General features: G+C 57.0%; 21 protein-coding genes. 4 read left to right on the plus strand and 17 right to left on the minus strand.

The features are described from left to right. Genes CRP02_RS01000 through CRP02_RS01030 form a run of 7 tightly spaced genes read right to left on the minus strand, consistent with a single transcriptional unit; the run spans position 1 to position 6986 of the window. Positions 1-789: an ABC transporter permease gene (locus tag CRP02_RS01000; protein ID WP_097169937.1), complete on the minus strand. Its 789-nt coding sequence runs from the start codon at positions 787-789 to the stop codon at positions 1-3. A gap of 8 nt (positions 790-797) precedes the next feature. After that, positions 798-1673 (minus strand): ABC transporter permease, encoded by an 876-nt coding sequence (locus CRP02_RS01005; RefSeq protein WP_097169938.1) that lies wholly within the window; start codon positions 1671-1673, stop codon positions 798-800. Next, on the minus strand, positions 1673-2728 hold the full coding sequence (locus CRP02_RS01010) for an ABC transporter ATP-binding protein (protein ID WP_097169939.1): 1056 nt from the start codon (positions 2726-2728) through the stop codon (positions 1673-1675). The genes CRP02_RS01005 and CRP02_RS01010 overlap by 1 nt, the downstream gene beginning before the upstream one ends. Positions 2729-2748: 20 nt before the next feature. Further along, entirely contained in the window at positions 2749-3822 is a 1074-nt protein-coding gene (locus CRP02_RS01015; protein WP_097169940.1) for an ABC transporter substrate-binding protein, read from the minus strand. 29 nt (positions 3823-3851) lie between these two features. Continuing rightward, positions 3852-4853: a dipeptidase gene (locus CRP02_RS01020; RefSeq protein ID WP_097169941.1), complete on the minus strand. Its 1002-nt coding sequence runs from the start codon at positions 4851-4853 to the stop codon at positions 3852-3854. After that, complete coding sequence (locus CRP02_RS01025) at positions 4850-5494, minus strand: 2-hydroxychromene-2-carboxylate isomerase (protein ID WP_097169942.1); 645 nt, start codon at positions 5492-5494, stop codon at positions 4850-4852. Before CRP02_RS01025 ends, CRP02_RS01020 begins: the two co-directional genes overlap by 4 nt. Then, the gene (locus CRP02_RS01030) at positions 5487-6986 is read right to left on the minus strand and encodes an NAD(P)-binding domain-containing protein (RefSeq protein ID WP_097169943.1); all 1500 of its coding nucleotides are present in this window, start codon (positions 6984-6986) and stop codon (positions 5487-5489) included. The genes CRP02_RS01025 and CRP02_RS01030 overlap by 8 nt, the downstream gene beginning before the upstream one ends. A gap of 699 nt (positions 6987-7685) precedes the next feature. Here CRP02_RS01030 and CRP02_RS01035 point away from each other — a divergent pair. Next, positions 7686-8291 (plus strand): J domain-containing protein, encoded by a 606-nt coding sequence (locus CRP02_RS01035; protein ID WP_097170255.1) that lies wholly within the window; start codon positions 7686-7688, stop codon positions 8289-8291. Positions 8292-8826: 535 nt separating this feature from the next. Here the strand turns inward: CRP02_RS01035 and CRP02_RS01040 are convergent. Then, positions 8827-9834, minus strand: coding sequence for a sensor histidine kinase (locus tag CRP02_RS01040; RefSeq protein ID WP_097169944.1), 1008 nt, complete (start codon positions 9832-9834; stop codon positions 8827-8829). Between the two features lie 156 nt (positions 9835-9990). Between CRP02_RS01040 and CRP02_RS01045 the strand changes: the two genes are divergently transcribed. Continuing rightward, complete coding sequence (locus tag CRP02_RS01045; RefSeq protein ID WP_097169945.1) at positions 9991-13125, plus strand: response regulator; 3135 nt, start codon at positions 9991-9993, stop codon at positions 13123-13125. A gap of 340 nt (positions 13126-13465) precedes the next feature. Here CRP02_RS01045 and CRP02_RS01050 read toward each other — a convergent pair whose 3' ends face one another. The 6 genes from CRP02_RS01050 to CRP02_RS01080 all read right to left on the minus strand — a co-directional run bounded on the left by CRP02_RS01050 (position 13466) and on the right by CRP02_RS01080 (position 18800). Next, positions 13466-13672, minus strand: a complete 207-nt coding sequence (locus CRP02_RS01050; RefSeq protein WP_035200907.1) for a hypothetical protein — start codon at positions 13670-13672, stop codon at positions 13466-13468. A 207-nt stretch (positions 13673-13879) separates the two neighbouring features. Further along, the gene (locus CRP02_RS01055) at positions 13880-14416 is read right to left on the minus strand and encodes an NUDIX hydrolase (RefSeq protein ID WP_082546278.1); all 537 of its coding nucleotides are present in this window, start codon (positions 14414-14416) and stop codon (positions 13880-13882) included. Positions 14417-14914: 498 nt separating this feature from the next. Next, positions 14915-15403, minus strand: a complete 489-nt coding sequence (locus CRP02_RS01065) for a hypothetical protein (protein WP_323455293.1) — start codon at positions 15401-15403, stop codon at positions 14915-14917. Positions 15404-15851: 448 nt separating this feature from the next. Next, entirely contained in the window at positions 15852-17201 is a 1350-nt protein-coding gene (gdhA, locus tag CRP02_RS01070) for an NADP-specific glutamate dehydrogenase (RefSeq protein WP_097169946.1), read from the minus strand. A gap of 89 nt (positions 17202-17290) precedes the next feature. Then, positions 17291-18193, minus strand: coding sequence for a DMT family transporter (locus tag CRP02_RS01075; RefSeq protein WP_236735657.1), 903 nt, complete (start codon positions 18191-18193; stop codon positions 17291-17293). 181 nt (positions 18194-18374) lie between these two features. After that, positions 18375-18800: a GreA/GreB family elongation factor gene (locus CRP02_RS01080; RefSeq protein WP_026330856.1), complete on the minus strand. Its 426-nt coding sequence runs from the start codon at positions 18798-18800 to the stop codon at positions 18375-18377. Positions 18801-19319: 519 nt separating this feature from the next. On the opposite strand from CRP02_RS01080, the gene rnk reads away from it, so the two are divergent. Beyond that, the gene (rnk, locus tag CRP02_RS01085) at positions 19320-19733 is read left to right on the plus strand and encodes a nucleoside diphosphate kinase regulator (RefSeq protein WP_003517236.1); all 414 of its coding nucleotides are present in this window, start codon (positions 19320-19322) and stop codon (positions 19731-19733) included. A 413-nt stretch (positions 19734-20146) separates the two neighbouring features. Here the strand turns inward: rnk and CRP02_RS01090 are convergent, their stop codons facing one another. Continuing rightward, positions 20147-21106 (minus strand): AraC family transcriptional regulator, encoded by a 960-nt coding sequence (locus tag CRP02_RS01090; RefSeq protein ID WP_013637417.1) that lies wholly within the window; start codon positions 21104-21106, stop codon positions 20147-20149. A gap of 485 nt (positions 21107-21591) precedes the next feature. Between CRP02_RS01090 and CRP02_RS01095 the strand changes: the two genes are divergently transcribed. Further along, positions 21592-21912 carry an ArsR/SmtB family transcription factor gene (locus CRP02_RS01095; protein WP_025591476.1) on the plus strand — a complete coding sequence of 107 codons (321 nt, stop codon included), beginning with the start codon at positions 21592-21594 and terminating at the stop codon, positions 21910-21912. A 342-nt stretch (positions 21913-22254) separates the two neighbouring features. On the opposite strand, the gene virB11 is transcribed toward CRP02_RS01095, so the two are convergent. Both virB11 and virB10 read right to left on the minus strand, forming a co-directional pair. Next, the gene (gene virB11, locus CRP02_RS01100) at positions 22255-23265 is read right to left on the minus strand and encodes a P-type DNA transfer ATPase VirB11 (RefSeq protein ID WP_013637416.1); all 1011 of its coding nucleotides are present in this window, start codon (positions 23263-23265) and stop codon (positions 22255-22257) included. Positions 23266-23273: 8 nt separating this feature from the next. Continuing rightward, the gene (gene virB10 / locus CRP02_RS01105; RefSeq protein ID WP_097169947.1) at positions 23274-24446 is read right to left on the minus strand and encodes a type IV secretion system protein VirB10; all 1173 of its coding nucleotides are present in this window, start codon (positions 24444-24446) and stop codon (positions 23274-23276) included. Positions 24447-24459 lie beyond the last annotated feature (13 nt).

Consider the following 24459-nt stretch of genomic DNA (forward strand, 5'->3'; position numbering starts at 1 on the left):
TCACAACACCCGACGCAGTCCGACCAGCCGCTCGACCGCCACGACCACACCGACCGAGATAAGGATGAGGATAACGGATAGTGCGGCGATCTGCGGATCGGTGGAATATTCCAGATAATGATAGATTTCCGTCGGCAGCGTCGAGGATTTGACCGAGACGATGAAGAGCGAGATGGTCGCCTCATCGAACGAAATCAGGAAGGCGATGACCGCACCGGCTATGAGACCTGGCCGGACCAGCGGCAGGGTGATGCGCCACAACACCATGGCGGGCGATGCACCATGAACGCGCGCCGCCTCCTCGACACGGCGATCTACGGTCATCAGGCTCATGGTGATGGTGCGCACCGTATAGGGCGTGGTGATGCCGAGATGCGCAAGAAAGATGCCGGTATAGCTGTCGAGCAGGCCGAGCGGCCCGAGCACCAGCATTACGCCAACGGCAAGCACGATATGCGGCACGAGGAACGGTGCAAGGATCAGGAAATTGACCGCGCCCTTGCCGCGGAATTCGTGCCGCGACAGCGCCAGCGACAGAAGCAGCCCCGCGAAAATCGACACGAAACCGACGAGCAGGCCGATGCCAAGGCTTCGCCAGAAGGCGCTGATGAACTTGGCATTGGCGAAAACCTTGGCGTAAGAACCGAAGGAGAAGCTTTCCGGCGGAAACGCCAGATATTGGCGCGTATCGAAGGAAATGATCAGGACGACGATGATCGGCGCCAGAAGAAACAGGTAAAGCAGGGTCAGCAGAAGTGCGTGGGCGAAGCGTCCGAATTTCGCGTCCATGGCCGGCCTCACGTCTCAAGCGCGCGCATGGCGCGCTGGTAAATCACTATCACGCTGCCGAACAGGATAAGCAACAACACCGAAAGTGCGGCAGCCAGTGGCCAGTTCAGCGTCACCGTCGCTTCGTTATAGACCTCCGTGCCGATGACGAAGACACGGCCGCCGCCCATCAGGCGCGGCGTGACAAAGGACGAGATGGCCAGCACGAAGACCAGAAGTGCTGCAGTCAAAACGCCGGGCAGCGAAAGCGGCAACACGATGCGGGTAAACACGCGCAAACGGTTTGCCCCCAGCATCGCTGCGGCCTCCTCGAACTGCGTGTTCAGCCGGCCAAACCCGCTCAGCATCGCAAGGATTGCATAGGGCATCAGGATTTCAACCAATGCGACGGTCGCACCGAAATAATTGTTGGTCAGCCGGATGACGCCATCCGTCAGGCCGGACGATTGCACCGCGGTGTTGATCACGCCCCGGTCCCCCAGAATGACCATCCAGCCATAGGTACGCACCACCGAGGAGGTGAGAAGTGGCGCAACAGCAAGCGCTGTCAGCACCCCGCGCCAGCGGCTTTGGGTGCGGGCAAGGAACAGCGCGATGGGATAGGAGAGAATAACCGCCAGAACCGCGACATTCACGCCGAGATAAAGCGTGTTCCAGGCGATCTTCCAGTAAAACGGGTCGAACAGCACGGTTCTGTAGGATTCGAGCGTCCAGTCACCACCGCGAAGTGCGGCCATGGCCGAGGAGGCGAACGACGCACGTACTAGCCAGATGAGTGGCAGCAGGAAGGTCGTCAGCAGCGCGATGAGGCCTGGCAAAAGCAGAAGGATCAGGATGCCGCGGTGTGATGCGCCACCACCGGCGGAATGGCTCGCCGCCGCCATCAGGCCGCCTCCCCGATCAGCGTCACATCCTCAGGTGCAACGGAGAGCATCACGCGCTCGCCCTTGGCCGGCAGTGAGGCAGCGTGAGTGGGCAAATCGGCCTGCAGGCGATAGTCGCCCGCACGCACGCCGAGCGTCAGCATCTGCCCACGATAGGTGACATGTTCGACAATGCCGGAAAAGACGTTGACACCCTCGCCCAGCACGAAGCGATGCGGCCGCACCAGAAACCGCGCCTTTTGCCCGACCGGTATGGCACCCGAAAAATGCAGGATACCGAGCCCCGGAATTTCCGCACGGCCCGGGGCCACGACGGTGCCTGCAAGGAACGAGCCGCCCCCAATGAAGGACGCGACGAAATCCGTTTTCGGCCGGTCGAAAATCTCGCGTGGCGTACCGATCTGCTCGAGTCGGCCTTCTGACATGACAGCGAGCCGGTCGGCCATCGAAAGGGCTTCGTCCTGATCATGCGTCACGAAAATGCTGGTAACACCGGTGCGGTTCTGGATGTCGCGGATTTCATCGCGCATCTCGTCACGCAGTTTCGCATCGAGATTGGAAAGCGGCTCGTCAAACAGCAGCAGCGCGGGTTCGATGACGAGCGAGCGGGCGATTGCCGCGCGTTGCTGCTGACCGCCGGAAAGCTGGGAGACGCGTCTTTCGCCAAGACCGGAGAGTTTGACCAGATCGAGCGCCCTTACCACCCGCTCCTTGCGCTCTGACTTTGGGGTGCCGCGCATTTCCAGCCCGAAGGCAATGTTTTCGGAAACGTTCATATGCGGGAACAGGGCATAGGCCTGGAAAACCATGCCCATATTGCGCTTATGGACGGGGGTTGCGGAGATATCCCGGCCATCCAGACGGATTTCGCCTGAGGTTACCGGGATAAGTCCTGCAATCATGCGCAGGATCGTCGTCTTGCCGCAGCCGGATGGGCCCAGCAACGCCAGCATTTCCCCGCGTGGCAGGGAAAAGCTGACATGATCCACGGAGGGCTTGAGGGCGCCCGGATAGGTCTTCACGAGATTGTCGATCTCGACATGATGATCGGCCATGGCGTCCTCTGCGTCCTGTCTCAATTCGCTGCGATGACCTCGCGGTTGATCCGCTGTATCCATGCGGAATATTTGTCCGCTACGAAGCTCCAGTCCAGCGAGGACTGCGCGGCCTGGGCTTCCTTGCTGCCGTAGATGCGGGCAGCAACCGGCTCGCTCAGCGAGACCTTGCTGTTGACCGGACCGTAGAAGCTCTTTTCGGCAAATGTCGCCTGCGCCTCGGCGCTCAGGGCATAATTCACGAAGAGTTCGGCGGCCTCCTTATTGGCGGAACCTTCGACCAGACCGATCGTGTTCGTCTGGCCGATGGAGCCTTCCTTCGGCAAGGCCACGCCGATTTTCCCGCCCTGCGTGTCATGCAGATATTGCGCGCGGCCATTCCAGCAGATGGAAAGATCGACCTCGCCGCTCTGCACCACGGCATAGCAGTCCGGAGCCGGTTCGAAAGTCGAAACGCTCGGCGCAACCTGCTTCAGGAAATCGATGGCCGGATCGACGGAGGTCTTGTAGTCGCCACCCTTCAGCTTGGTGAGGATCGGCAGCAGAATGACGCCGCGCGTATCGGAAAGCTTGGCGGCGATCTTTCCCTTGTATTTCGGGTCGGCAAGATCGGTCCAGCTTATCGGCGGTTCCTTCACCGCGTCGGTATTGTAGAGGATGGCAAGATTGTCCTGCGAGAAGGCGACGGAGCGGTCCCCATCGATGCGCGCCCATTCCGGTTGCTCGGCAAGGTTCGGCACCTTGGCGGCATCGAGTTTGGTGAACAATTCTTCCTTGTTCGCCTTGATGGCGACCGAAACATCGATCAGGGCGACGTCGACCTTCGGCTCGGCGCGCTGAAGGGTGAGCAACGCCAGCGTTTCGGCCGAATTCTTGCTCTGCTGATAGTTCACCTCGATGCCGGGATGCTGGGCCTTGAAGGCGTCGATGATGAATTTCTGATAGTTATCCGCAAAGACCCCGGAAAAACCGACGATGTTGACGGTACCCTTCGTCGCATCCTGCGCGAAGACGGTTCCCGAGAGCGAGGCGATCCCGGCGGCAACGATGCCGACGACGAGAGCGGCCTTGCGGCGCTTGAGAACATTTTTCATTTCAGTTGCCTCCATTTGATTTGGTGTTGTCAGATTGCGGGCCGCCACGCGGCATCGAGCACGCGCAGCCAATTTTGTCCGAGAAGTTTCAGAACGAGCGTTTCGCTCCAGCCGCGCGCCAGCATGCGGGCGGTGATATTGGGAACCTCACCAATGCGCTCGATGCCCTTCGGCTTGGAAATCTTGACCGTCGCGAATTCCGTCAGCGTGCGGGCCGTGCCCTTGTCGCGGTTGGCCCAGAGCTGCCAGGGGCCGGGACGCGGCCGCTCCTGCGAGAAATCCGTGCCGATGCCGACGTGATCTTCGCCGACGAGATCGATGACATAGGCCATGGCATCGAGATAATCCTCGACCGTCGCATCGTTTCCGGCAGCAAGACCCGGCGCAAAAAGGCTGATGCCGATGATGCCGCCCTTCTCCGCGCAGGCTTTGAGCAGTTCGTCCGGCTTGTTGCGTTTCACGTCGCGCAGCGCACGCGGCAACACATGCGAGATACAGACCGGCGCCTTCGAGCGGGCGATGACATCCGCCGTAGTTCTGTCGCCGACGTGGCTCAGATCACAGAGCACGCCGACGCGGTTCATCTCCCCAAGTACCTCACGGCCGAAGCCCGTCAGGCCGCTGTCGTTTTCTTCCAGATAACCTGCACCGGAATAGTTCTGGGTATTGTAGGTCAGCTGCATGATGCCGACGCCGAGATCCTTGAAAATCTCGACATAATCCAGCTTGTCCTCAAGCGGCGAGGTGTTCTGCCAGCCTATGATGATACCCGTTTTGTTTTCCGCCTTGGCCACGTGAATATCGGCCACCGTGCGCACCGGGCGGATCAGGTCGTCATTTTCCCGCAGGAAACGCTTCCATTCGCTGACATAACCGATGCCCTCGCGGAAATTTTCCCAGATCACGCTCGAGACGTTGACGGCGGTCAGGCCGCCCGCGCGCATGTCCTCGAATATCGACCTGTTCCACTGGCAGGTCTGCAGGCCGTCGATGACGATGGCCTGATTGTGGAGTTTTGCGGCATCGGTCATGCGGATGTCCTCACTGCGGATTGCGAAATTTGCTGCTTCAGGGCACCAAGGGCGCGGCTTGCGAATTCCAGGCGGTCCTGCCCCCAGAACAGCTCTCCGTTCACCACATAGGTCGGTGTTCCGAAAATTCCGAGGCGCTCGGCCTCAGCGAGATTTCCGTTCCATTCCGCCACGATGTCTTCCGGCTGCGGATCGCGCACCAGCGCCACAGCTTCGGGACCGAGAACCGCTTGCGCAATGGCACGGAGCGTATCGAGATCGGCAATGTCGCGGTCTTCGCTCCACAATGCGCGCTGGATGGCGAAGGAAAGGCTGATCGCGTCCAGCCCGGCCTTCTGTGCGGCAATGACGAGTTGCGCTGCGCGTTCAATGGTGGCGCAGGGGTAAAATTTCGGCGTGAGATTGAGCGGCATATCGAGATGACGGCGCCACCGGTCCAGTTCCACGGCATGGTAGCTCTGCCGGGCATCAGGGCGGCTGCGCAGTGGAATGCCGCCATTGGCCTCGATGATGCGGATCGGGCGCAGCACAATCTCGGCTCCATGCGAGCGCGCGACTTCGACCGCCCGTGGCGCACCGAAATAGGCCCACGGCGATGAAATGCCGTAAAATATTTCCAGTTTCAGTGCCGGTTCAGCCATTGGCATGCTCCTTGGTCTTGTCCCGCGCGTCCGCGTCGCGCCATTCCTCGCCGGTGATTTCAGCGGCGTCGTGGTTCATGAAAGTCTCGAAATGACGGGCGCGGTCTTCGACGAACAGCGAGCGGGCAATGCCCTGCGCCAGACGCTCCGCCCCCTGACTGACCGCAGGAATGCCGCTGGTGATTTTCCCGTGGGAGGGAACAGCCGGATAGGCAAAGCAATGGATACGGGAAATCGTTTCCGCCTCCGTCGCAGGCAGATCCGGCTTCGGCAGAAATTCGAAGGCCGGCCCGAGATAGGGATAGGATCCCAGCGCATCGTTGCTCTGCTCCGCGGGCGGCTGGTAGGCGTCGCGCCAGAGCAGGACACTGCCGCTTAAGGCCGCAAATTCCGGCCGTCGGGCGAAATCGACATCAAAGCCAGTGGCGAAAATGATGAGGTCGGCCGGATAGCGCCCCTTCGGAGTCTCTATTTCCACCGCCTCGCCCACTTCTGTGATGCTGATAACGGGACTGCCAAGATGGAAGAGCGCATTGCCATGCCGCGAGACCCTCAGGATGCTGTGGCGTGGCGGCGGAATCTGCGTCCGCTCCGCCTCGACCATGAAGGCCCAGCGGTCAGCATCGGGCAGGCCGATATAACCGTGGGACATGCCGAGGCTTGCGATGCCGCCGAATTTCTCCACACGCGGAATATCCGGCTTGCGAATGAAAAGGTCGACGCGGTCAGCCCCCGCCTCAAGTGCTGCGGCCGCATTGTCCATTGCCGAAGCTCCGGCTCCGACCACGGCGACCCGCTTGCCCCGTAACGCGCTCACGTCGAATATATCGCCGCTGTGGCGCACGAAGCTTGCAGGAACCGCTTTCGCTACATCTGGCAGTCGCGGCGCACCGAGGCCATCAAGCCCTGTCGCCAGGATCACCCGGCGCGCCAGAACTCTGGTCGCACCTTCCGGCCCCTGTAACTCGAGATCAAGCAGGCCATCCTCGCGCAGAATGAGACCGGAAAGTTCGGTATCGTTGCTCACGGGCAGCGCCAGTACATTGCGATACCAGACCATGTAGGCCATCCAGTCTTCACGCGGTATGAGCACCATCTCCTCATAGGCGCGCGCGCCGTACTGCGCCTCGAACCATGCGCGGAATGTCAGGGAGGGTACGCCGAGCGCGGGACCAGCGAGTTCCTTGCGGGTGCGCAATGTCTCCATACGCGCGCTCGTTACCCAGGGACCCTCGAAGCCGCTCGAAGCCTTATCGAAGGCCCTGATATTATCGATCCCGACAAATGAGAGGGCGGCAAGCGCGGTGAGCCCACAAAGCCCGGCACCTATAACTGCAACATCCAGCACTCCGCCACCGTCGATCTCCATGCGCGGCACCCATGGCTTCGCTGGTCGCTCTAGAAGGGCGAGCTCGTGCGCAAGCCGCGCCTCCAGCGCCAGCAAGCCGCCCGCATTGACAGACACTGCATCGGTTTTTCGGTCTTCCATCATGTTAATTCTGAATTAATAAGCGTTAAAAATTCTATTTAAGCATTATAAGAAACACAGAAAGGGAAAGCCGGAAAGCAAAAATCTTCTAATCATCTGCGGTTTTCGGCAAATTCTGGCGCTCACGGCGGCTGGGGCATTATCTCCCGACGTCACCAACAGGCTATCACGACGCACGCCGGGCGAGCCCGACGTCATTAAAACATCGCTGGAGAACCGAACATTCGGCCGGCTACTCAGCGCCTTCTGCCACGGCCTAGGCGACTGCGAGCCGCAAGAGATTGCGAAGGTCGCGCGACCGAGCTTCGTCAACGGCACCGAGATCTTCGCGGATGACGGCAAGGCCTTACGCGAATATTTCTAACATGCTGGCATCGCGATGAAACCTGGATATAGATTCTCGGCCACGAAGAACCAAAGCGATCGGCTTGGGTTCAACCGTCAAGGGCAAGAACCTAGTGGCTTTGCGCGTTTTCAGGACCGTCAGTTGGCTCAAACTCTCCTTAATCGATAATCGACTTCAGAAGAAACCGCGTGTGATCGGTAAGATGTTTTCCACCATGTTGGCCATTTCCAAACGACCAATTTGCCAAGAAAACAGCGCTTCCCCCAGTGAGGTTGGCTGTCGCGCCCTGTACGTATTGCCCGAGATTGGACATGTCTGATGTTGCCCTAGGGGTCCTCCGCGTCCATATAGTTCCAATGACGCATGATTCGAAAATATTCGTAGGTCTTCGATCCGCTCGCAAACGCTCGCCATCGGCCAGCCAAGCCACAGGCCCAAAATGCCAATGGGACGGGTGTGAAAAGAGCGGTACTCACCGCGCGCCGGTGGGATCGGGTGCAGAAGGTCTTTACCTCTTATTCTGCCTTGAGCATGTGACTGACTACAACAAGGGTTATAGTTTTACGACACCACCCTCCAATGCCGACGTCGCCCGTTACCAAAAAGAAGCGACGACGGGTGCGCGCCCGACCTGGGGAAAGAGGGTGAGCGCGGCGACTGAAACTCCGTTACCGTCTTCAGTTCGTTCAGGCTCGGCAAAAACGCTAAATGCTCGCAAAGCCGATCGGCAAGGGCAAACCCGGATCGGCGCCCAACAGAGAAAGCTCAAGGTACTGGAAGCCAAAGCTTTCGAAACACTCGGCCTTTCTTCCCAGGCGACATCCCAAGAAATCAAGAGCCGCTATAAGGAGAGGCTCAAAATGCACCATCCCGACGCCAATGACGGAGACCGCAATTCTGAGGATGCACTTCGAAGCTCAATCGAAGCGTATCGAATCCTTAAATTGAACGGTTTTTGCTAAAGCCTGTTTAAAAGGGGCCTAAGATCTCTGCCTTCAAGGGACCCGAGCCACTGACCCGCTCCAACGCATAGATGAGATGATCACTCGGACCTCAATCCAAGCCAAAATTTCTTAAATGCATTCAAGGAGCGTCTCCGTCATTCGCCCAGGAGCTGCGAGCAGACACGTGCTCCGTTGCACGACATCGCTCTGGGTAGTGGGTCGTCGGCATGGTTTGTGTTTGTCGCTATTCGACCGCAAAAGCGAAGACACCGAGATAGGCTATTGGACAAACTCTGCCTTGAGGAGAATGGCCGTCATCACCACTTAAATGGCCGAAAGACACAGGGATACCGATGTCCATGTTGTCACTACGCAACCGTGCGACACTCTGATTGCCCATATTCAGTCCCGCAGAACGGTGAGGCTCCATCAGTTTTGGTGGAGCGCGCGTCGATGCTTCCCCGCAAGGGCGCCCAGCCTGTCGGTGGTCGGGACTTCGGCTTTTGTCTCGGCACGCCGGGTGCTTGAGGGCCAACTCTCGGTCCCCGATCATTTATCCAGAAAGATGGCTTTCTTTCATCCTTAGCGTTACAACGACGCCGCCCTCTCCCCAGTTATAGTCGATTGATCCACCGAGTTGTCCAGAGACTGTCCTGTGCAACATCTTACTGCCGTAACCGTCTGACGATCTGGGCGACTGGGCAGGGTCGCCTCCGTGTTCGCTCCAGACGATCTCGACCTCGTCTTCGATTACAGAACCGGATATGTCGAGCAATCCCGCATTATTCGACAAGGCACCATATTTGAGCGAATTCGTTGCCAACTCGTGTATCACGAGTGCCAGGCTGGTTGCGGCCTTTTCTCCTAATCCCATCCGCGGCACAGCAACGCGGATGCGACCTGCAAAAGCTCCGACGTCGTCGTAAGGGGCAAGCAGCACAGCAAAGAGGTCACCGAGCAATGCCGATCTCCCCTGGCCATCGGGGAGCGGGCGCACCAGTTCGTGGGCCCTGCCGAGGGCCGTCAGTCGCTCAGTCAACTGCTTTGCCATTTCCTCTTTTGTCTCGGTCGTCCGCGAGGTGATATTTGTTAATCCAGAGGCCAGAGCCAGAATATTCTTGACGCGATGGCTCATCTCGCCGGCAAGGAGTTCATGCCCTTCCTCCGCCTGCTTGCGGCCCGTGACGTCAAGAAAGATGCCTGTCATTTTTTCGGTTGCAGCGTCTCCCTCGTTGCCCTGGCCCCGAGCGGAAATCCAACGAACGTCGGAGGCGTTCGTGAGAATGCGGAAATCAATTTCAAACGGGCCGTCGATGGCGCGGGTTGCGACGAACGCCGCCCTGACGCGGTCTCGGTCGGCGGGATGCACCTTGGCGGAAAGGTGCTCAAAAGTGAGGTCTACCTCGCCACAAATGTCCCAGAGTTCGTAAGCCTTGGCATCCATCACAAACGTGTCGTCATCGACGATCCAGGCCGAGAGCGCGACCCCAGCCGACTGGATAGCACGCCTGAGCTCGGCTGTACTCCATTCAGGTTGTGATGTGCCTTTGCTCAATTTCAAATGTCTCCCACCCCATACAAAAGCTGGTATCGATCTAGAACTAGCTGGCCAGCGAAGCGTTATCAATGTTCTACGTAGGATGTGCTTTATTGGGATGGAAGTGGAATGGCATTAATTTCGGACCGGTATCGGGACATATTTGTTGGCGATGGAGAGATGGCGCAGATGATGCGGCGCCATGACTGGGCGGATAGTACACTTGGTTGTCCGGACGAGTGGCCCGAAGCGCTGAAGGTCGCAATTCGGCTGTTGCTCACCTCAAAATTTGAAATGTGGCTTGGCTGGGGTCCAGACATCGCCTTTTTCTATAACGATGCCTATAGGCCGACCTTGGGAAATAAGCACCCCAACGCGCTTGCTGTGCCGACAAAGATATTATGGTCTGAAATCTGGAATGATATCAAAGGGCGCTTGGAAACCGTTTATTCAAGCGGAGAGGCAACCTGGGACCGCGCGCTGCTCTTGCTTCTCGAACGCGACGGGTATCCGGAAGAAACGTATCATACCTTCTCTTACAGTCCGCTGATCGGAGACAATGGCAAGGTCGAGGGCGTCTTCTGCGCGGTCACGGAAGAAACCGAGCGGGTCATCAGTGAACGCCGCCTGGCAACCATGCGCACCCTGGCGTCTGGCCTTGCCGTGGCCGACACCGAGGTCGAAGTCTTCAACGCTTCACGCAAAGCGCTTAACGACAACCCTCAGGATCTTCCCTTCTGCGCACTTTACGTTTTTGACGAGAACGGCAATGCGATGCGCCGGTGGGTTTGCGGCACAGCTGAAGACGACACTTTATTGCCTGTAACAATAAACCGTGGTGTGGGTATCTGGAACCTTGAACGCGCCTGGCAAGAACAGGCCATGGATCTGATACAGTTGTCGGCCACAGACGTCATCCCGTCGGGGCCCTGGCAAAGAGCGCCATCTCAGGCTGCGGTCATTCCTTTGGTCGGACAAGCCAGCGACCAACCCAAGGGGGTAATGATCACCGGGCTCAATCCGCATCGGGCGGTCAGCGACGATTACCTGGATTTCCTTAAATTGATTGCCGGCCAGATCACCTCGCGCTTGGCGAGCGCCGAAGCGTTCGAAACAGAACGTCGACGGGCAGCGGCGCTTGCGGAGGCTGCTGAGATCCGGGAAAAAGCAGCGTTGGCACTCGAGCAGCTCAATCGTCAACTCTCCTCAGAAGTGGAACTTCGGACCGCGGAGCGAGATCGGATGCGCGCCCTGTTCCAGCAAGCCCCAAGTTTCATGTGCATCCTCAGCGGGCCTGAACACACGTTCGAGCTGGTCAACGATGCCTATAATCAACTTGTCGGGCATCGCGAGCTCCTTGGCCTCAGCGTCAGAGAGGCGCTGCCTGAGATTGCCGGGCAAGGCTTCTTCGAATTGCTCGACGGTGTTTTTCGATCGGGCACGCCGTATATAGGTCGTTATGTGCCTGTTTTCCTTGAACGGGATGGCAAGGAGCAGCCGGATCAGCGCTTCGTACATTTGATCTACCAGCCAATTTTTGATCTTAACGGATCAGTGACCGGGATTTTCGTTGATGGCTTCGATGTTACGGACCAAAAGCGTGCTGAGGATCAGCTTCAGAGCCTTAACCACACCCTTGAGGAAAAAGTCGAGCAGCGCACTATTGAACTGAGAACTGCGCTTCTGAAGCTAGAGAAAGAAACTGTCGAGCGCGAAACCGCACAGATCGCGTTGAGGCAGGCGCAAAAGATGGAAGCGCTGGGTAACCTCACAGGTGGCGTGGCGCATGACTTCAACAATCTTCTCCAGGTCGTGAGCGGCAACCTGCAGCTTCTCTCCAAAGATATCGACGGCAACAGGCGGGCAGAACAACGCCTGCAAAATGCCTTGGCCGGCGTTGCCCGCGGCGCAAAGCTGGCATCGCAGCTTTTGGCCTTCGGCCGCCGTCAGCCGCTCGAGCCCAAAGTCGTCAATGTTCGAAAACTCATCCAGAATATGGACGATATGCTGCGCCGGGCACTGGGCGAAGAGATAGAACTCGAAACCGTTGTCTCCGGCGGGTTATGGAATACGCTGATCGATCCGAGTCAGCTGGAGAACGCCATCCTTAACCTGGCAATCAATTCGAGGGACGCGATGGAAGGCCGCGGACGATTGACAATCGAGACCGGAAATGCGGTTCTCGACGACAATTACGCCCGTTCGCACGACGATGTCCGTCCCGGACAATATGTACTCGTTGCAGTGACCGATACGGGGTCAGGAATATCGCCAGATATCATCGAACATGTCCTGGAACCGTTCTTCAGCACGAAAACGGACGGGAAGGGAAGCGGCCTCGGTTTGTCGATGGTTTACGGCTTTCTTAAGCAGTCCGGCGGCCACCTCAAAATCTACAGCGAGGTCGGGCATGGGACGACCATGAAACTCTATATGCGGCGCACGGTGCAGGTCGAAGACAGCCTGAGTGATCCAGAGGCCATTGCGGTGACGGGTGGCACTGAAACTGTTCTCGTGGTGGAAGACGATGACGGCGTTAGGGAAACATCGGTGGCGCTGCTGACGGACCTTGGTTACCGCGTCCTCCAAGCGAGAGACGCACAGTCCGCATTCGCCGTCGTCAGCAGTGGCGTTCAGATAGACCTGCTGTTCACGGACGTCGTGATGCCGGGCCCGATGCGCAGCACAGATCTTGCGAGGAAGGCCAAGGCTCAGTTCCCTGGCATGGCCGTGTTATTTACCTCAGGCTACACCGAAAATTCGATCGTCCACGGCGGCCGGTTGGACGCTGGTGTCGAGTTGCTATCCAAACCCTACACGCGCGAGGCACTGGCCCGCAAAGTCCGCCACGTCCTGAACAACGCGCAGCAACACAGGATTGCCTTGCAACGGATGGAGCGCCAGGAGCCCGCGCCTGCACCCGAGCAGGAGCCGCTTGATAGCCGCCCAACGGTGTCTGCAAAACCGCATGTCCTTATCGTTGAGGATGAGCCGCTTATCCTGATGTCGACGGTCGACATGGTAGAGGAGCTTGGTCACACGGTGCACGAGGCTAACTCAGCGGAAGATGCCCTCAGCGTCCTTGAGACCAACAGGATCGACATGTTGCTGACAGATGTCGGTCTGCCCGGCATGTCCGGGATCGAACTTGCAAGGCATGTAAGGGAACGCTGGCCAAACGTGCGGATCGTTTTCGCAAGCGGTGACGACAACGCCAAGACAGCCTCGGGTATTTCCGATGCGCAGCAATTATCCAAGCCTTTCAGTATCGATGGGCTGCGACAGGTGTTGGGTAAAGCCGATCGGACCTTGTGACCGCAAACTGGCTGGCATGGCTCGCGGATGGTTATAACGACGTTTGCCATCGCGCTATTTGGCGATGGCGGCCGGCCACTTGAGCGAGGTTGAGTATCCAGTCCCACCTGCGCTGTTGACCACCGGGTCATCACGATTGTGGGACTGGATCTGTGGAGATACCTCGATGCCCCTGGGCGATCGAGGCCACGGCACTCTTCGCCGGTTAATGCGCCGTTCGGTTCTTATTCAAAGTCGACGCCCCCGCGGCGTAAGGCATAGCTCGACCGACAAGAACCGTGCGGCATAGAACACCACCAGCTCGATCCGGATCAGCCGTACGCCGCGGGGCACGAGATCACTAGAGGCTGACGCCCTCCAGTTTCGCGATCAGCGTGTTGCGATCCTCAGCCGATTTCAATCGCACCGTTAGAGCTTCGCTCTTAACCGGTACCTGGGGCGGCAGAGAGACGGCAATGCCGGGAATATTTTCGGCAGCCCACCGCCTGAAACGAGGCAACTTGTTGGGGCCGCTGATAGGAAGGGTGTGAATATATCTGAAAGTCATGACTGCTTGTTTCCGAATGCGGGCAATGCCATGGCACAGGCGGCCAGATTTGCTCCGCAGTTTTCGTGTCGGGTTGCGAGAAACCTGACGCCAATGTCGCGGTCGCAACTATTGGCGCCAGGCAATCAGCGTCCGGCACTAACCCTTCGGATAGGAAAGACGTAACGCATGGTGAGCGCGAAACCCGTTAGCTCCATCGTCGGCATGTCAGACACCAGAACCTTGCCGCTCGTTCAACCCCAGGATCAGGCGGCCAGAGTGACGGCGGGCATGCCGACACCCCGGCTCTGCATCGAGTTTCCGTACAAAATCGGCAAGCGCGATATCACTCAGCCTGTCCGCCGCCGCTTGTGGAGAAAACCATCGTCTTTTTCGGTGCGCTTTTTCGCGCCAGTGGGTCAAAGTGCCACGCACGTTCATACCGAATATCGTGACACAGCAGACAAGCTGAGGCCCATCGTTGAGGGTCTTGATGTATCTGTATGTCAATACCGGAGCCGGGGACATGTCGCCAATAATTCCTGCCACCTTGAACGCATGTTGCGAGGCCATGACGAGGGGCGGACATGCTTTCACGAGCGGGCCATTGGGCACGATCCAGCGCTCGCGCTCACGGTCCGTGACAAGCAGCACCTTGCGCTCGCCGTCGCGCCCGATCCGCCAGGGAAGTACTCCGACCTGCTGCAACTGACCTCTGTCATCAGGTGACGAGACGATCCGGCTTGCTGTCGTAGCGCGTGTCATTGTCCTGCGGTCTCCGCAAGCCAGCGAAAGGGCAGCCGGAACTCGTTGCGCTTGCAACTATGAGGCTTGCGTGCGGCTCTCAGTGGAACAGAGGTTTCACACCAAGGGCACCGGGCCGCGGCACCCGGCAGTTGACGGTTGCAGGCAGGGCAGACTGGAAGGGGGCGAGGGTGGGACATTAAAACGCTCCATGGCTACGTCGCGCGAGCGACGCATTACGAACCGCACTTTCAATTGCGTGGTTCCCGGAGCGGCTGGGTCTATGGCGGCGTTAAAGGTTCAGTGCTGCCAGCTCCGGGTTAGGGAACGTGCCTGATCAATAAGCCTGAAAAATAGGGATTTCATGGTCGTTTTCATGATGCTTATCTGGGCAAGGATCGCGTTGACTGCAAGGTGACCTTTTGCCGCACGATAGGAATGATGTCGGACCATTCGCGCCAAATCGTACGTGAACGAACCTCGTGACAACCACTCAGCGGCAACAAGCTCTGCGTCACTTTATAGCCTTACTGTCAGACCCAGAGCTTTTCGCTTGAACGCGCGGACGACGATCGAGACATTGATGGAGGTTTTGCAGACGTAGCTGTTATCGAACAACAGACCTGACCGGTCGTTGCACAGCACTGACGATTCGAGCGCCTGCTCAACTAGGTTGCGCCCCCACTCGTTGTGGAAGAACGTGCTTCCATCGGTAAAGCCAAGCCCGGTGCTCTGGTATGTCGGTCGATCTTGTAGCGATCTTAAGGCGGCAAGATAAGCGGCATCATTGTCCGACCTGCGTCCAGCGATCAATGCTTTCCCCAGAGATTTCCGATCGATGCTGGGACGCCTCCAAATAATGAAGCGGTTCTCAACCAGATCAATGTACTCATCGAGACCAGCAACGGGGATCGAGTGGGCGGCGACAGGTTGATAGAACATGAATGGATCGCTCTCTTCGGCGGCCGCATTCGCCCGGAAACACATAACCGCTTCGAGCGATGCCACTATCTCCGGCCAGGCTTTAAGGACGGAGGACATCACCTGAGGGGCGACTCCAGCCTTCCGCCAGAGTGCATGTATTAAAGCCAGAGCAATCCACCGTGGCTCGCCTGTCGTCTCGTTAGCCGCGTTAGCAATCGGTGCAAGGCAGGCCTCGTCCTCACATAGGATAGCGGCTACGTCAGCCAGAGTAGCATGATCAAGTCCAAAATTGGGCTTGGCAAGCAGGGCAGGAAACAAGATGGTAACCTCTGAAAAACGCCTTGTTCTCAACAAAGAGAACAAAGACCAGTGGAGCGACGGAATTGGCGAACGACCCGATCGCACGCGTGCGATCGGGTGACGCTCCTGCTTTGAGGCGCAGCGGCTCCGGTCTGGCTTGAGGTCCAATAATCATCACCGATGCGTTCCTCCCGGACAGCATGAGTCGAGCTGGGCCGCCGCTCGTGATCGCCTAGATGACCCCTAACGCGTCCATAGCTTCCGCGACCCGAACAAATCCGGCGATGTTTGCACCAAGGACGTAATCGCCCGGCGCGCCATATTCCTCGGCGGTTTCCGCGCAGACATCATGGATCGCACTCATGATGTCTGCGAGGCGCGCCTCCGTTTGCTCAAACGTCCAGCTGTCACGGGAAACGTTCTGTTGCATTTCCAAAGCAGACGTGGCGACCCCTCCTGCATTAGCGGCCTTGCCAGGCGCGAACATGACGCCCGCCGCCTGAAACAACCTTACAGCCTCGGGAGTCGACGGCATATTTGCGCCTTCTCCCACCGCGATGACGTTGTTTCTGACGAGCGTCTTTGCGTCTTTACCAGTCAGTTCGTTCTGCGTTGCACAGGGCATAGCCACGTCACAGGGGACATCCCAGATTGATCCTCCCTCGACAAAGCAAGCATCCGACCCCTTGAGCTTCACGTATTCCGAGATGCGTCCTCGGCGGACCTCCTTGATCTCCTTGACCAGGGCGAAATCAATCCCGCTTTCATCAACGACATAACCGTTTGAATCGGAGCAAGCGACGATCTTCCCGCCGAACTCGCTTACTTTTTCCATTGTATAGATTGCAACGTTGCCCGAACCAGAAACCGATACACGCTTTTCTGAGAAGTCCATTCCTTTGGAGGCCAGCATCCTGCGCACAAAGTAGCTCGCCCCATAACCTGTCGCTTCTTTGCGAGCGCGCGAACCGCCATAGAACAGGGCTTTCCCGGTCAGGACACCCGCCTCAAATCGATTGGTGAGCCTCTTGTACTGGCCAAACATATAGCCAATCTCACGACCGCCGACACCGATGTCGCCAGCGGGAACATCGGTATATTCGCCAATATGTCTATGAAGCTCAGTCATGAACGACTGACAAAAGCGCATAATTTCGCCATCACATCGTCCGCGCGGATTGAAGTCGGATCCGCCCTTCCCTCCACCGATGGGCATACCGGTCAAGGCGTTCTTGAACGTCTGTTCGAATCCGAGGAACTTGATGATACCGACGTTGACCGAGGGATGAAACCGAATGCCGCCCTTATAGGGACCCAAAGCAGAGTTGAACTGCACGCGGAATCCGCGATTGATTTGGACCTGACCGTTGTCATCCACCCAAGGCACACGAAAGATGATCTGCCTCTCCGGTTCACAAATCCGCTCGATAAGGGCGTTTTCCGCATAACGCGGATGTTTAGCAATGACTCTTCCAAGGCTCTCCAGGACTTCGCGCACGGCCTGGTGGAACTCGAACTCTCCTGCGTTTCGGCGCAAGACTTCGTTGAGAATGGGTTCGAGTTTTTCGTCGACGTGAACCATCAAATACTCCGTTTTTTTAATAGCTTAAGGAAGATCGGCATGGGCAAGGCAGCCTGATCACTGCCGGCGAGGGTGACTGCCTTGGCTCGTCAGACATCGGGGTTCTTTGACCTCACTCGCTCGGACATCATCGCCTGGAAGTTCGACAGCAGGATTATGCATCCGCCGATGACGACCCAGGCGTCTACGCCTTCTCCGTAAGCGTAGAACCCGACGACCGCAGCCATGGGTACACGCAAAAAGTCGATAGGCATGATGACAGATGCATCGAGGCGCTTAAGCGCCTGTGCCTGGCAGTAATGCGCACTCAAGGCACCAACGCCGGCAACCATCATCCACGGAATATCGGACAGGCTAACGTCCCTCCAGTCCGTCAACGCGGCCAGCAGTCCCAGCGGCAGTTGAATGAGGATCATCCAGACCACGATGATTGCTGGTGAGCATTCTTTCGTGAGCTGCTTGACGAGAATTAAGGAAAGCCCATAGCCGGCGGCCGCCAGCAGCACTAAACCAGCAGCCGGATCAATGACGCCGAATCCTGGACGCACTATCACCAGAACACCGATGAAACCGCCAAGGGTTGCGAGAAGCCGAGGCCCGGTTAGCTGCTCCTTGAGAAAAAGCCAGGCGAAAAATGCGACCCAGATCGGCATCGTAAATTCGAGTGCAAAGACCGAGGCCAGTGGGAGAGAGACCACGCCAATGGTCCAGAAATACTGGGCGGTGAAGTGAACGACGTTTCGGGCGAGATGCCTTGGAAACAGTTTCTTCTGAAGGATCTGCGGCAGGAGTGACCGTCCCACCAGCAAAATTACGCCGAGACCGACGAGAGCCCGGAAAAACAGCACCTGTCTGATCGACAAGGTCGATGCGAGCTCGCGAGACCCGACAGCCATGCTTATGAAGGACGCCATGCTCAGCGCCATCCAGCCAAGTCCCTGCGCAAAACCTGCCCGCCCCCGCATTCCAGTAAAATGTGTGTCTTTTTCCATGATTGCTCCGGACAGCTTGTGCTGCCGCGATAAGGGAAGCCTTGGTCCACTTTTGTTGGCCAAACATCTGAAGCACCATACGAAACAGATGTTGTTGGTGCGTTCAAAGGGCGGAGGAACGTGCGCAAGCAAGCGCAGACATCCGGTCCTGCAGACCTTTCTTGCGTCGATATCATCGCGTTCAGAGGTGGCTGAAGGCTTCCGCGGCTGCTCGTCGTAAACCGGCACGGCCGACCCGGACGACAGTCAATTGATTTCTGTGTCCATCGCGAGAATTCCACTCCCCGCGCTGCCCGGGCTTAAGGCCCAAGAGCGCCACGCCAACAGGCGTCAATACAGACAAGCGGCCCGCGTCTGCCAGCACTTCATTCGGGAGAACAAGGGTAACCTGGCGTTGCTGCCCCTCTACATCATACGAGACAGTTGATCCTAGGCAGACCGTGTCGAGCGAGACCTGTTCGTCTGCCAAGACCCAGGAGTTTTCCAGCTTCTCACTCAAGTCGGGGCCGACGTCGAAATCATTGGTCAGGGCCACGAGCGTCAGGCGGCTAAGTGTGTGAAAGTCTGTTGCCCCGATTATGGGCATGGTTTGGCTGAGTGAAGACATGTTTATTGTGACCTGCGCAACAACCCCATCGCTAGAGGAAGGGCGTTGACTTGTTTGAAGAGAGACTTGCCGCAGATGGTAAGGCGAACGTGTTGACGTAGCCACTCTGGATCCGGCAGGCGACAGTGGCCGGACCCGGTTACGATCCTGCGATGGGGCAGACCCTGAAAGCGCTCACTGCGCGTCTTTTGCTCTCGTTCAACATCAACCTAGCATTTATGGAAGGTGCCATGAAGTCAAGGGCACTTGCCGAGATCAAAAGCGCCGGGCAGCGTCTCACGGAGCGCTTCTTGACTTCCCCCTCAGGCATGCCATGATTAGGGCACCATGTTGAAAATTGGCAATTCACATAAATTTCGCCTCTGCCGAGAGTATCCCGTCGAAGGATACTAGCCCGGGACGTAGACTGCTGTCGCGCGTCTGAACCCGGGCTTTGATCCTGCGGGATTGCGCGACCTCACCCTCCACAAGCAGTCTTTTTAAAACGCAGCTATTCGGCCGCGGTACGAGGCATATGAAATGAACACCACTGATTACACAAAGCCGTCCATCATCGTCCGGCAGACTGACCACGCTCGTCTGACCGCTCTTGCACTGGCGGCACCGGGGCGCGACCTCGACGATGCCGAGAAGTTGCTTATCGAACTTGAGCGTGCTGATGTCGTAGAGGATGACCAGTTCCCCGCAGACGCAGTGGCGGTCGGATCGACGGTATCCTACCTGACGGAAGGCGGAGCCAGAAGGACGGTAACTCTTTGTTACCCCGGCCTCGCCGACATCGAACGCTCAATGGTCAGCGTGCTGACCCCGATTGGAGCTGCTCTTCTTGGTCTTTCTCCCGGACAGCAGATCGAGTGGAAGGGCCGTGACGGGCATTCACACAAGTTGACCGTCCTTGAGGTGATGGCCGACTTAACGGTCAACGCCTCTTAAGACCCTCATTCCGGATGATACGAGAACCCGTTTACAAATTGACGGCGACCGTCCGCATCCACCGATTGACGAGGTCACAATTCAAACGTCGCGAGTAATCGCGACTATTGCGATCCCAATCGATGCCAGAGAGCTTCATCTTCCACTCCCTTGGTTGGCCATCTGTCCCTGGATGACCCGGCAAGCTTCGATCCATGCATACCGCCTTGCGTTTCAACGTGAATGAACATCACCTGAATATCTGAATGAGCTACTAGAAGCGCAATCGTTTCGGCACCCATCACCTCTTTCTCGAAGTTGTTCGAGGAGCAGGTGGCGGCTCAGATGGTTATGCTTGACTGATGTCACACATCCTGCAACGCCATTGCCACGCCGAAAAACGAGGCGGATAAATGCCATGGACGATCCAGCGCCTAAAGTTCGCCCTTCCGGTGTTGAGATGGGCTGACCCCAAATGCTTTTTTGAAGCTCTGGGTGAAGGCACTTTGGGTTGCAAATCCCCACGCCTGAGAAATCTCCTTTACGGACCGATCCTTATTCCGATCGATCTCGTCGCGAGCTTTTTGAAGGCGCAGAGCAAGCTGATACTCACTTATTGTTTGTCCCACGCAGTTCAAAAAGGAATATTGCAAAGAACGAACACTGACCCCGCTCAGGCCCGCCAAGAGTTCAGGAGAGCTTCTAGCCGCTGGGTGCGCATGGATATAATCAATCGCTCGACGGACTTGTCGTGGAGCAATGACGGGCACAGGCGCCTCAAGTTTTTGCGTGTAGTTGTTCGGATAGTTTAGAAGAAAACTGTCAACGATCAGATTACCCATACTCGGAGACTGCTTATTCAATGACCTGGCAATTCCTTGTAACGGTGAACCGTTCAGCATTTGAACAAGAGCCGGAAGCCCTTCGAGTTTGCCATGATCCAGAGCGCGTTTGCTAAATTCGATCGGCTGAACCACAGGCCGATCGAGCAATATCGACATGCGTCTTGATAATAGAGCGTCTGAGATAACGACTGTTGAATGTTCGCTACCATCAAGGACATCCACGCTATCGGCGTGCCGGTAGCCAATGACCTGATTAGCCGCAATCGATAGCCTTTCACCCCGGAAGTCATATTCGGTCGCTCCCTTGCTCGCGAAATTAAACAGAACAGCGTCGAACATCGCAATGGGAGTAACGCGATACGAACCTATGGTCGCCGACCATTCGAAGAATACTTCATCGATTACGGCCAGTTGACCGGTGACCCCGTAGTTGTCGTGTGAGCCCAGTGGCATGACAGCGACGGGAGCATACGCCTCACTCAGATACTCTTCGACTTCCCCAATATCTCTCGACGAGATCTTGAGCTTTTTGTACAGCCCGTCCGACATTTCCCGCACATCCCAACACAGGTTGACGTGATAAAAAGCGCATTAGGTACCAACTCAAATCACCTGAAATGGCATCATATGTCCCTATAATAACCAACGGTGCGGCATCATTTAGATCTGGGAATCAACCGAGGGTATTGCTCCATTTCGGTCGTAATCAGTCATGCTTGCAATCAGCCTCTGCGTTGCGGAAGACGTTCTCAATGTCTAGTGAACGGTTCAGAGGACATTTGTCCGGCACGCTGGCAATAGTCGCAAAAAAATTGCACCTCAGAAACACACCTGCACTTTACAGGTGGCTCATCGGCTTCACGCGCCTTTTGAGAGTGAGAGTTTTCGACTATTCTTAATTATAAACATTGGCGCCTTACCGGTCGCGGCTCTAAACCTCTAAAAAAGGTTCACGTCGAATGGCTTAGCCAAGGATTATGGCCTAAACGTCCGCGACATAAATTGGTTTGGATACGGATTTGATACAGAGATGTCTGGATGAGCAATCAATTATTTCGGCCTCCAAGCTTTTAGCGGCGATGGAAAACCCGAAAAGGCTCGCAATACTGCGGATTCTCGTTGACGCCGAAATTCCGGTTGGTGAGCTGGCACACCGGGTTGGCCTCAGCCAATCAGCCTTGTCGCAACACCTCGCCAAGCTGCGCAATGCAAACGTCGTACAAACCCGCCGTGAAGCGCAGGTGATCTACTATTTCAGCCATTCCGATGCCGTGCGGCGTATTTTAGCTACTTTGGAAGCGATTTTCCGCGAGCAGCCGCCTGTGTCTCCGGCTGCTGCGCCAAGCGGGCGATAAATTCGCCCCGGCGCATGAAGCTGGTAACGTTATGGATGGCTTCACTGGATTGGACTGGCTGGCCAGTCAAGATTCCTCGCCGCTTTAGACTGTTTTCTTGATGTATTGTAAGCGGTTGTCCGACCGCATATTGTCCGCTGTCGCCTGATCTGTGATCGACACTCCATGGATGAGTGACAACGAGGATCTTGCAGGCATACGTCAGAGTTGCCTTAAGGTGTACTACGCTTATCGACTTACACGGTTACCGTGCTGCTTTCGGCGCTCTTTACGGAGACACACCCAACAAGAAACATCAGGACCACAATCCGCACCTCGGAACTCCGTGAGTCGCTCAGTTTGCTATTCCGTGGCTCTACACTCACTCCTGAAATACACCTCAGACAGCCGAAAGTTTCCTTTGTGTCGCCTGCACTGAGCAACGATATCGATACTCGCCTTCAAAAAAGCCACGATGTCGGCCCGGTCCAGGCCTGCGCCGCCCTGCGACTCCTTAACGAGCAGGACCAGTTGCTCAAAAGCCAATTCGGCCGAGTTCGCATGGACCGTGGTTATTGAGCCAGGATGGCCCGAATTCACGTTCCGGATATAATAAAAGGCCGTCCCATCGCGAAGCTCCTGAAGCAGAATCCTATCCGGCCGCATACGAAGACAGGATTCGAGAAGCTCTTTCGGTCCGGCACGCGAAAGCCCCTGCCGTCCTTTCGAGTAGAACAAGCGCACGTGGTTCGGTTGTGAGATAACGAGCTCGGGAGTGTCCTCGATTGAAATGACCCTCTCGTTTTCGGGAATATGCTTGATCAATGCTTTGGAAAGTGTCGTTTTCGCCGAACCTGTGGCGCCAGAAATGATGATGTTTTTTCGAGCGATGACGGCCTGCCGCAGGAAATCCTTAAAACGGCCGGCACGATATGTTTCACACAGTTCCTCATCCTGCGCGGAGGAGGAGGTACTGGTCGCTGCGCACGCTGTCTGGAAAAATCCCTTTTCCTCCAGATCATCAAGACTGAAGTCGACCGAGGAAGGCTTGCGGATTGTCATGCTGACAGTGTCATTGATGGTCGCCGGGGGGATGACGATCTGGATTCGTTCGTTCCCGGGTAGCGTCGCCGACAATATTGGACGCGTCTCATCAATCGACTGATGCGAAAAACTTGCGACTGCCCGGGCGAGACGCATGAGCTTTTCGAAGGTCAGTTCCGGCATTTCATAGGTCCGCCACCCACCAGGACCTTCCGTCAAGACCTGCCCGGGCCGATTGACGATCACCTCTAGGAGAGACTTGTCCTGAAGGAATGTCGAAAACGGTTTCATCAGCTCGCTGACGACAGCCGAGTCCTGCCTCTCTGCCATTTCGCGCCCTATTTCGTTAGGAGCGTCGATCGTGGCGCGAAATCCCCCAGGACCGCACGATCGAAAACGCGGTTTCTGGGTTCGGTCACCCTAAGACCGTAGATGCCGGAAAAGTCGAGATCGCGAGCGACAAAGATCGAAACCGGTTCACCTTGGTGCTTATTGAGTGTCGGCGGGATATTGATGGACTGCTCGACCGCGATGGCGGCCGCCTGTTGACTGGCACTCGTTGTTTTTTGCGCGTCGACATCGCTGTCCTGCAGCCGACTGCTTGCATAGTTCGTCGCGTCCCCGACAATGGAAAGCAGAAGAGCGCTGCCGAACCGCTCCCACCAATGGGTGTCGACATGGCCGTCGACACCGGCACGACCAAGTGCGTCGGTTGCTGGTGATGCGAGAGTGACGATGACGCCCTTCGGCGTTTTCGCGCGATTCCAGAGAATGAACAGGCGCTTTTGCCCGCGTTGAAGCCCTCCACGATATTCGCCGACTACCTGCGTGCCCTTTTCCATCAAGACCACCCTGCCATTGTCAGAGAGAACATCGCGGTTGATCACACAAGTGGTAAATCCCGGCTGGTCGGATGCTAACGCGGTTTCAAGAACGCAGGGAATGGTCGTTCCCATCGCGACGATGAAATTGCGGTTTCCGAGTGTACCGGCCCTTGAGCCTTCAAGCCGCGTTGGCCGCAGCAGGCCATCGAAACTCTGCTGCTCATTGTTTTGCTGGTTCTGAACAGACATATTGTTGTCGAGCGGCACGAAATTGCTGTTGTCGGAAGGATAAGAGCTGTCGCTTTCCCTCAGCTCTTTCCGATTCCTCTGCCCTCCACTGAAGGCCATCACGGGCGCGCGGCGGGCGGAATCGAGCAGCTTATCCTGCTCTTCAATGACCGGTTCGACGACAGGCGTTGGCAATTTTACTTCAGGGAGCGCCTGGTACGGTTCAACTTTCTCTTTTGCGGCCTCGAAGGGGGTCGTCTGACGAATAATGATCCGTTCGGGCTGAAGATTTTCATCCCTTCCCTTCTTTCCCGTCGTCGACCAAAGCGCGAAGCTGACAAACGCGATGATCGCAATGGCAACAGCGCCGCGTTTCAAGAGAGGGCTGTTGTCGATCTGACGACTGGTGACGGTTTCGGCACGCTCTCCGGGGATGCGATCCTCGTCTTCCTGAGCCATGACTGTTCCCTTC

The sequence above is a fragment of the Rhizobium sp. AN5 genome (genome assembly GCF_900215255.1).
GTDB classification, from domain to species: Bacteria; Pseudomonadota; Alphaproteobacteria; order Rhizobiales; family Rhizobiaceae; genus Agrobacterium; species Agrobacterium tumefaciens.

What these genes read in the sequence shown, in the direction of transcription:
- CRP02_RS01090 (WP_013637417.1), bottom strand. Translation starts at nt 21,106, where the DNA reads ATGTCGGACGGGCTGTACAAAAAGCTCAAGATCTCGTCGAGAGATATT.
- CRP02_RS01005 (WP_097169938.1), bottom strand. Translation starts at nt 1,673, where the DNA reads ATGGCGGCGGCGAGCCATTCCGCCGGTGGTGGCGCATCACACCGCGGC.
- gdhA (WP_097169946.1), bottom strand. Translation starts at nt 17,201, where the DNA reads ATGGTTCACGTCGACGAAAAACTCGAACCCATTCTCAACGAAGTCTTG.
- CRP02_RS01025 (WP_097169942.1), bottom strand. Translation starts at nt 5,494, where the DNA reads ATGGCTGAACCGGCACTGAAACTGGAAATATTTTACGGCATTTCATCG.
- CRP02_RS01000 (WP_097169937.1), bottom strand. Translation starts at nt 789, where the DNA reads ATGGACGCGAAATTCGGACGCTTCGCCCACGCACTTCTGCTGACCCTG.
- CRP02_RS01035 (WP_097170255.1), top strand. Translation starts at nt 7,686, where the DNA reads ATGACGCATGATTCGAAAATATTCGTAGGTCTTCGATCCGCTCGCAAA.
- CRP02_RS01030 (WP_097169943.1), bottom strand. Translation starts at nt 6,986, where the DNA reads ATGATGGAAGACCGAAAAACCGATGCAGTGTCTGTCAATGCGGGCGGC.
- CRP02_RS01020 (WP_097169941.1), bottom strand. Translation starts at nt 4,853, where the DNA reads ATGACCGATGCCGCAAAACTCCACAATCAGGCCATCGTCATCGACGGC.
- CRP02_RS01075 (WP_236735657.1), bottom strand. Translation starts at nt 18,193, where the DNA reads ATGGAAAAAGACACACATTTTACTGGAATGCGGGGGCGGGCAGGTTTT.
- virB11 (WP_013637416.1), bottom strand. Translation starts at nt 23,265, where the DNA reads ATGGCAGAGAGGCAGGACTCGGCTGTCGTCAGCGAGCTGATGAAACCG.
- CRP02_RS01055 (WP_082546278.1), bottom strand. Translation starts at nt 14,416, where the DNA reads ATGACACGCGCTACGACAGCAAGCCGGATCGTCTCGTCACCTGATGAC.
- CRP02_RS01050 (WP_035200907.1), bottom strand. Translation starts at nt 13,672, where the DNA reads ATGACTTTCAGATATATTCACACCCTTCCTATCAGCGGCCCCAACAAG.
- virB10 (WP_097169947.1), bottom strand. Translation starts at nt 24,446, where the DNA reads ATGGCTCAGGAAGACGAGGATCGCATCCCCGGAGAGCGTGCCGAAACC.
- CRP02_RS01015 (WP_097169940.1), bottom strand. Translation starts at nt 3,822, where the DNA reads ATGAAAAATGTTCTCAAGCGCCGCAAGGCCGCTCTCGTCGTCGGCATC.
- CRP02_RS01045 (WP_097169945.1), top strand. Translation starts at nt 9,991, where the DNA reads ATGGCGCAGATGATGCGGCGCCATGACTGGGCGGATAGTACACTTGGT.
- CRP02_RS01010 (WP_097169939.1), bottom strand. Translation starts at nt 2,728, where the DNA reads ATGGCCGATCATCATGTCGAGATCGACAATCTCGTGAAGACCTATCCG.
- CRP02_RS01080 (WP_026330856.1), bottom strand. Translation starts at nt 18,800, where the DNA reads ATGTCTTCACTCAGCCAAACCATGCCCATAATCGGGGCAACAGACTTT.
- rnk (WP_003517236.1), top strand. Translation starts at nt 19,320, where the DNA reads ATGAACACCACTGATTACACAAAGCCGTCCATCATCGTCCGGCAGACT.